The sequence below is a fragment of the Mesorhizobium sp. M2A.F.Ca.ET.039.01.1.1 genome (assembly GCF_003998035.1).
Classification (GTDB): Bacteria; Pseudomonadota; Alphaproteobacteria; order Rhizobiales; family Rhizobiaceae; genus Mesorhizobium.
The window spans coordinates 1-6,290 of the sequence record NZ_RZRY01000374.1; the positions used below are offsets into that span (position 1 = coordinate 1).

At 64.5% G+C, this 6,290-nt stretch carries 7 protein-coding genes and 1 pseudogene; 4 read left to right on the forward strand and 4 right to left on the reverse strand.

Annotation, left to right across the window (positions count from 1 at the left end; genetic code table 11):
• Nucleotides 1-281 (reverse strand): annotated as a pseudogene (locus tag EOA24_RS24140) (threonine synthase); the annotation flags it as partial.
• Nucleotides 282-409: 128 nt separating this feature from the next.
• Between EOA24_RS24140 and EOA24_RS24145 the strand changes: the two are divergent.
• Nucleotides 410-1,156: a hypothetical protein gene (locus EOA24_RS24145; RefSeq protein ID WP_126078549.1), complete on the forward strand. Its 747-nt coding sequence runs from the start codon at nucleotides 410-412 to the stop codon at nucleotides 1,154-1,156.
• Nucleotides 1,157-1,179: 23 nt separating this feature from the next.
• Here EOA24_RS24145 and EOA24_RS24150 read toward each other — a convergent pair whose 3' ends face one another.
• Nucleotides 1,180-1,869, reverse strand: a complete 690-nt coding sequence (locus EOA24_RS24150; protein ID WP_126078548.1) for an HAD family phosphatase — start codon at nucleotides 1,867-1,869, stop codon at nucleotides 1,180-1,182.
• A gap of 173 nt (nucleotides 1,870-2,042) precedes the next feature.
• Here EOA24_RS24150 and EOA24_RS24155 point away from each other — a divergent pair, with 173 nt between their 5' ends.
• A complete protein-coding gene (locus EOA24_RS24155) occupies nucleotides 2,043-3,176 on the forward strand; it encodes a site-specific DNA-methyltransferase (protein WP_126062194.1) in 1,134 nt (377 codons plus the stop codon).
• A gap of 55 nt (nucleotides 3,177-3,231) precedes the next feature.
• Here the strand turns inward: EOA24_RS24155 and EOA24_RS24160 are convergent, their stop codons facing one another.
• Together EOA24_RS24160 and mutY are read right to left on the reverse strand one after the other, a co-directional pair.
• A complete protein-coding gene (locus EOA24_RS24160) occupies nucleotides 3,232-3,843 on the reverse strand; it encodes an HAD family phosphatase (protein ID WP_126078547.1) in 612 nt (203 codons plus the stop codon).
• Nucleotides 3,840-4,964: an A/G-specific adenine glycosylase gene (gene mutY, locus EOA24_RS24165; protein ID WP_126078546.1), complete on the reverse strand. Its 1,125-nt coding sequence runs from the start codon at nucleotides 4,962-4,964 to the stop codon at nucleotides 3,840-3,842. Before mutY ends, EOA24_RS24160 begins: the two co-directional genes overlap by 4 nt.
• A gap of 32 nt (nucleotides 4,965-4,996) precedes the next feature.
• On the opposite strand from mutY, the gene EOA24_RS24170 reads away from it, so the two are divergent.
• Nucleotides 4,997-5,506, forward strand: a complete 510-nt coding sequence (locus EOA24_RS24170; protein WP_126078545.1) for a DUF721 domain-containing protein — start codon at nucleotides 4,997-4,999, stop codon at nucleotides 5,504-5,506.
• Nucleotides 5,507-5,660: 154 nt separating this feature from the next.
• On the forward strand, nucleotides 5,661-6,290 hold a 630-nt coding region (locus EOA24_RS24175; RefSeq protein ID WP_133374589.1), incomplete at its 3' end, for a thioredoxin domain-containing protein.

A 6,290-nucleotide genomic window follows, 5' to 3' on the forward strand; every position in this document is an offset into this window, starting at 1 on the left:
GTCTGCACCAGCGGGCACACGGCCTCATGCCGGAAAGTGGCATAGGCCTCGCGCACCAGCCGCTCGAAGACGGGCGCCGGGATCTCGCCGCCGAGGAAGGGCGTCAGCACGCGGATGGCAAGGTCCGGATAGGCAAGCCCGCGCATGGCGCGGATGTCGGCGGGCGAAAACCGCGGCCATTCGCGCGGCAGGTAAAGCCCGCCGTCGCGCGCCAGCCCGGCCAGCACCGCGTCTGAAAATCCAAGCGCGGGCGCATCGCCGCGGGTACTCACATATTGCATCGTAAAAGGCCCATTGCTGCCGGTCGCGTCATCCACGGCAATTGGTTAATTTTCCGAGCCGGCTCAGTCGCATTTTTGCCGCGCCGTTGCTATACGTCACCGGCTTTGTGAGAGGGAAGTGCAGTTTCATGGCGTTTTTTTCGGTCAACCGTCGCTTTGTCGCGGGTCTGGCGCTCGCCGGCTTTATGCTTGCCGCCGCCGGCTGCCAATCGAGCGACAATGGCATATTGAACCTCGGCATCGGCAAGAAACCCGATCCGACAGCTCCGATACCGCCGCAGGACCCCAAGATACTCGCCAGCCAGTTGCAGGCCTATTGCCCGAAAGTGACGCTGCGCGACGGGACAGCCTTCTTCAACACCTATGCCAAGGGCACGGCGGCGAAGCCGAAGAAAAAGAAGGTTGACGCCGCGGCCGACGCTGAAGCCGAGGTGGCGGCCGCCGCAGCCCAGACCGTCCCCAACGGCCAGCCGGTCGATCCCGCTCACGATCCGTCCAAGATCATCTACCAGGCCTCGATCGCGGACATGACGCGCGATTGCACCCATGCCAACGGCCAGCTGTCGATGAAGATCGCGGTCGCGGGCAAGGTCGTGCCGGGCCCGATGTTCGCGCCCGGAACCGTCATGATGCCGATCCGCATCGCCGTCCAGCGTGGCGACGAGGTGCTTTATTCGCAGCTCCATCAGTACCAGGTGCAGGTCACCGATCCTTCGGCCGCAACCCAGTTCGTCTTCACCGATACCAATGTCGTGGTGCCGGAGCCTTCCGCAAAGGATTACCAGGCCTATGCGGGCTTTGACGAAAACACGCCGGCCGCCCCAGCGGACAAGTCGAAAGGCAAGCGGAAGAAACGCGCTCCGGCGACGAACTGAGCAGGGCTGGGATCGGAACGGATTTAGGCGTCTTCCGACCACTCCGAGAGCGCCGCAATCGTGCTGTTGAGCTCCGCCCAGCGCCGGATGACCGTTTCGGCGCCGGCCTCGGTCAGCGCGTCGGCGTGGCCCGGATAGCTGTGCCCGGCGCCGGTGAAGCCGATCACGCGCATGCCGGCCGCCCTGGCGCCGGCGATGCCGTGCACGGAGTCCTCGATGACGAAAGTGTTCTTCGGGTTGGCGCCGAGCTTCTCTGCGGCGTAGAGGAACACATCCGGCGCCGGCTTGGTCTTCTTGCTGGGTATGTCCAGGCCCGAAAAGATACGGCCGGCGAAGAACGGCAGCAGCCGCACCCTCTCCAGCATGAATTCGACCCGCTCGGTGCGTGAGTTGGAGCAGACGGCGCGCGGTGCCGTGACGGCCGCAACCGCCTCCCGGGCGCCGTCGATGATGCGCACGTCGCTGCGCAGCTTGCGGTCGACCAGCTCCTCGGCGCGGTCGATCAGCGAGGCCTGGAACGGAATGTGCGACTTCTCCTCGAGCCGCAGCATGATGTCCTTGAAGGTCAGCCCCGCATAGGTCTCGGAAATCTCCACAGCCGAAATCTCGAAGCCGGCCGATGTCAGAAGCTCGGCCTCGACGCGCGCGGCGATGATTTCGGAATCGACGAGCACGCCGTCGCAATCGAAAATGACAAGATCTGGCTGGGGCATGGCAATCTGGGTCGTTGGGGGAGGAGCCTGACTGGCTTAAGCGGCGCGGCATACACCAACGGGCCGGCCTGCGCAAACCGCCGAGGGTCAGGCGTCGGGCCTTCACCGAATGTTTACGCTGATCGGTAACCATAACAGCCAGTAAACCGTAACGCGTTTGTTTGGGTGTTTTGATGTCTGCCGTGCGTCTTCTCGACGAGCTTTCCCACGCCCCTCTTAAGTCCGAATGGCTGGACACGATCCTCAAGGGCGATTGTGTCGCCGCCCTCGACCGCCTGCCGGAAAAGTCGGTCGACATCATCTTTGCCGACCCGCCCTACAATCTGCAGCTCGACGGCGACCTGCACCGGCCCGACCAGTCCAAGGTCGACGCCGTCGACGATGACTGGGACCAGTTCGAGAGTTTTGAAGCCTATGACGCCTTCACCCGCGCCTGGCTGCTCGCGGCGCGCCGCGTGCTGAAGCCCAGCGGCACCATCTGGGTCATAGGCTCCTACCACAACATTTTTCGCGTCGGCGCCCGCATGCAGGATCTCGGCTTCTGGATCCTCAACGACATCGTCTGGCGCAAGACCAATCCGATGCCGAATTTCCGCGGCCGCCGCTTCCAGAACGCGCATGAGACGATGATCTGGGCCTCGCGCGACCAGAAGGCCAAGGGCTACACCTTCAATTACGAAGCGCTGAAGGCCTCCAACGACGATCTGCAGATGCGTTCCGACTGGCTGTTTCCGATCTGCACCGGCGGCGAGCGCCTGAAGGACGAGAACGGCAACAAGCTGCATCCGACACAGAAGCCGGAAGCGCTGCTTGCCCGCATCATGATGGCCTCGACCAAGCCGGGCGACGTCGTGCTCGATCCCTTCTTCGGCTCGGGCACCACCGGCGCGGTCGCCAAGCGCCTCGGTCGCCATTTCGTCGGCATCGAGCGCGAGCAGGCCTATATCGACGCAGCCAATGAGCGCATCGCCGCGGTGCGCCCGCTGGAAAACGCTGATTTGACAGTGCTTTCGGGCAAGCGCGCCGAACCGCGCGTCGCCTTCATCAGCCTGATCGACAACGGCCTTGTCGCGCCCGGCGCCACGCTCTACGACGCCAAGAAGCGCTGGGCGGCGAAAGTGCGCGCCGACGGCACGCTGGCGATCGGCGACAGCGCCGGCTCGATCCACAAGATCGGCGCCGAGGTGCAGGGGCTGGACGCCTGCAACGGCTGGACCTTCTGGCACTATGAGCGAAGCGGCGGCCTGACCCCGATCGACGAGCTGCGCCGCATCGCCCGGCTCGGCATGGAGCGGGCAGGGGCCTGAGCCGCCGGTCCGCTCTTGAAACGACGCTTCAACGGATCGCCGCAAGCGATTCAGTTCAGGCCACAATCCCGAGCCGTTCAAGATCCGCTTTAAGCGTCGGGGCGTCGGTGAACAGCAGCGCCTGCCAGCCGGCGGCCTTGGCGCCGTCGACATTCTTCTGGCTGTCGTCGATGAATAGCGAGGCCGACGGATCGAGTTCGAACGACACGACGTGATGGTCGTAGATGGCGCGGTCGGGCTTGATCAGGCCAATATCCCCGGAGACGGTGACGCCCCGCGGCTTTTCCAGGAACGGAAAGCGGGCGCGGGCCTCGCGGAACGTGTCCGAGGCCCAGTTGGTGAGCAGCGTCACGTCGTGGCCGTCCTCGATCAGGCCTTCCAGCAAAGCGACGCTGTCTTCATAGGCGTGCGGCGCCATCTCGTGCCAGTAGCGGCGGAAATTGCGGATGTTCTCGGCATGGTCGGGATGCTCGGCGATCAGCAGCGCCTCGGCTTCTTCCCAGGTCCGGCCGCGATCCTGCTCGAGATTCCATGCGCTGGTGCAGACATTATCGAAGAACCATTTCCGCTCCCCGGCATCGGGGATCAGGCGGCTGAACGGAATGTCCGGATCGTAATGGACCAGCACCTTGCCGATGTCGAAGACGATATGGCGGATTTCGGTCATTGCATGCCTTTCGGTCTCTTGGTCGCGCCCGGTATGGCCGCTTCGATTGCCTTTTTCATGACAGTCGGCAGCGCCTCCCCGGAAATCTCGTGGGCCAGCGACCAGAAATGCCCGGATGGCGCGGCGCCGTTGACGCGGGCGTGGAAGATTTCGAGCTCGAGCGCGAAATGGGTGAAGACATGGCCGATCTGCCCGGCGCGCCGCCAATCGGCGGGAAAGGGCGCGGCGCCGGCTGTCGTGGCGCCGTCGATCCGCGCCGTCCAGCCCGTGGTCGGCACCTCGGTCATGCCGCCGAGCAGGCCTTTCTCCGGCCGTTTGCGCATAAGGATGGCGCCGTCGGCGCGCTCGGCGACGAACGCAGCACCCCTGCGCAGCGGCTTGTCGTCCTTCGGCAGGCGGACCGGGAAACGCTCGGGATCGCCCGTGAGAATGGCGCTGCAATCCTCGCGGACCGGGCAGAGCATGCAGCGCGGCCGCTTCGGCGTGCAGGTCGTCGCGCCGAGATCCATCATCGCCTGGGCGAAATCGCCGGGCCTGGCCTGCGGCACCAGCTTTTCGACCAGTGCGCGGATTTCGGGTTTCGCTTCGCTGAGCGGGGCTTCGATCGAATAGAGCCGGGTCATCACCCGCTCGACATTGCCGTCGACGACTGCCGCCGGCCGGTCGAAGGCGATCGCCGCGATCGCCGCCGCCGTATAGGCGCCGATCCCCGGCAATTCGCGCAGGCCGGCCTCGGTGTCGGGAAAGCGGCCGCCGCGCAGCGCGACGAGGTCGGCGCAGGCCTTCAAATTGCGCGCCCTGGAATAGTAGCCGAGCCCGGCCCAGGCTTTCATCACGTCTTCGGCGGGGGCCGCCGCCAGCGCCTCGACCGTCGGCCATTTCTCGACGAAATTGCGGAAATAGGCCTTTACCGCCTCGACCGTGGTCTGCTGCAGCATCACCTCGGACATCCACACGCGATAAGGATCGGCCCTCACGCCGCGCGCAAACGCAACCGGCGTGACGCGCCAGGGCAGGTCGCGGTGATGCGCGTCGTACCAGGCAAGCAGGCGGGACGCGATGCCCGTGTCTTCGGACGCGGCTTTCTGTGATGCCTTGCGGGTCTGGTCGAGCGGTGCCATTGATCGGATGAATTGGGGAATGGAGAACGCACATGGCAGGGAAAAGGCCCTTCGGCAATCCCGTTCCGGTGAGCGATCTCGCCACCGAGATCCTCGACCCGGTGCTGAAGAAGCGCGCCGGCATCTCGATCGGGCTGGTGCAGTCCTGGGAGGAAATCGCCGGGCCGCGCCTGGCCACTCATTCGCGCCCGGAAAAAATCCAGTGGCCGCGCCGGCTGCATGAGGACGACCCGTTCGAGCCGGCGACGCTGATCATCGCCTGCGAAGGCATGGCGGCTCTGCATCTGCAGCACGAGGCCGGCGAGGTCATCAACCGCGTCAACGCCTTCCTGGGCTTCAACGCTATCGGCCGCATCAAGATCCTGCAGAAACCGGTGCTTTCGCAAAAGGCGCGGCCGAAGCCCGCGCCGCGACCCTTGACCGAGGCCGAGAAGGCAAAGCTTTCGCATCTGGTCGGCAAGATCGAGGACGACGGCCTGCGCGCTTCGCTGGAGCGGCTTGGCGCCACAATTTTGGGTGAAAGGAAGCCCAAAGGGTCGTAAGAAGCGTCATGAATGCGTCACCAATCTCGCGCATTCGTGATGCTCGTGATCAAGTTTCGCGATTGGATTGGGGATCGGGATGCCTTAATTCGCGCCAACTCTCGCCTTTTCTAGCCCTTGCATTGCAAAATCCAACCGATATCAGGTGATTCGCATGAACCGTGCCCCGTTTGGCAATAGCTTGTCCCGCAGAAACCTTCTGACAGCGCTGGCCGCTGTTCCTGCGGTGGCGCTGCTTGCCGCATGCAGCGACTCCGGCGAGGAGGCCAAGGCCGCCGACGTGAAGCCCGCCGACCCGTCGACGCCTGCCAAGCCCGCCGCCACTCCGGCGGCCGCCCAGGTGCCGGAGGCACAGGGCACGGTCGACATGGCGGAACTGCTCAAGCCCGGCGCGCTGCCCGAAAAGCAGCTCGGCAAGGACGACGCCAAGGTCACCATCGTCGAATACGCCTCGATGACCTGCCCGCATTGCGCGCATTTCGCCATGACCACCTTCCCCGAGCTGAAGACCAAGTATATCGACACCGGCAAGGCGCGTTACATCCTGCGCGAATTCCCGTTCGACCCGAGCGCCGAGGCCGGCTTCATGCTGGCGCGCTGCTCCAAGGACAATTACTTCGCCATGGTCGACGTGCTGTTCAAGCAGCAGCCGAGCTGGGTCGGCGTCAACAACACCAAGGAAGCGCTGCTGCAGATCTCCAAGCTCGCCGGTTTTACACAGGAGTCCTTTGAGTCCTGCTTGACGGACCAGAAACTTCTGGACGATGTGAGAGCAGTCCAGAAA

Bases quoted from the DNA above. Each gene is read 5' to 3' on its own strand.
- EOA24_RS24145 (WP_126078549.1), top strand. From the start codon at position 410: ATGGCGTTTTTTTCGGTCAACCGTCGCTTTGTCGCGGGTCTGGCGCTC.
- EOA24_RS24150 (WP_126078548.1), bottom strand. From the start codon at position 1,869: ATGCCCCAGCCAGATCTTGTCATTTTCGATTGCGACGGCGTGCTCGTC.
- EOA24_RS24155 (WP_126062194.1), top strand. From the start codon at position 2,043: ATGTCTGCCGTGCGTCTTCTCGACGAGCTTTCCCACGCCCCTCTTAAG.
- EOA24_RS24160 (WP_126078547.1), bottom strand. From the start codon at position 3,843: ATGACCGAAATCCGCCATATCGTCTTCGACATCGGCAAGGTGCTGGTC.
- mutY (WP_126078546.1), bottom strand. From the start codon at position 4,964: ATGGCACCGCTCGACCAGACCCGCAAGGCATCACAGAAAGCCGCGTCC.
- EOA24_RS24170 (WP_126078545.1), top strand. From the start codon at position 4,997: ATGGCAGGGAAAAGGCCCTTCGGCAATCCCGTTCCGGTGAGCGATCTC.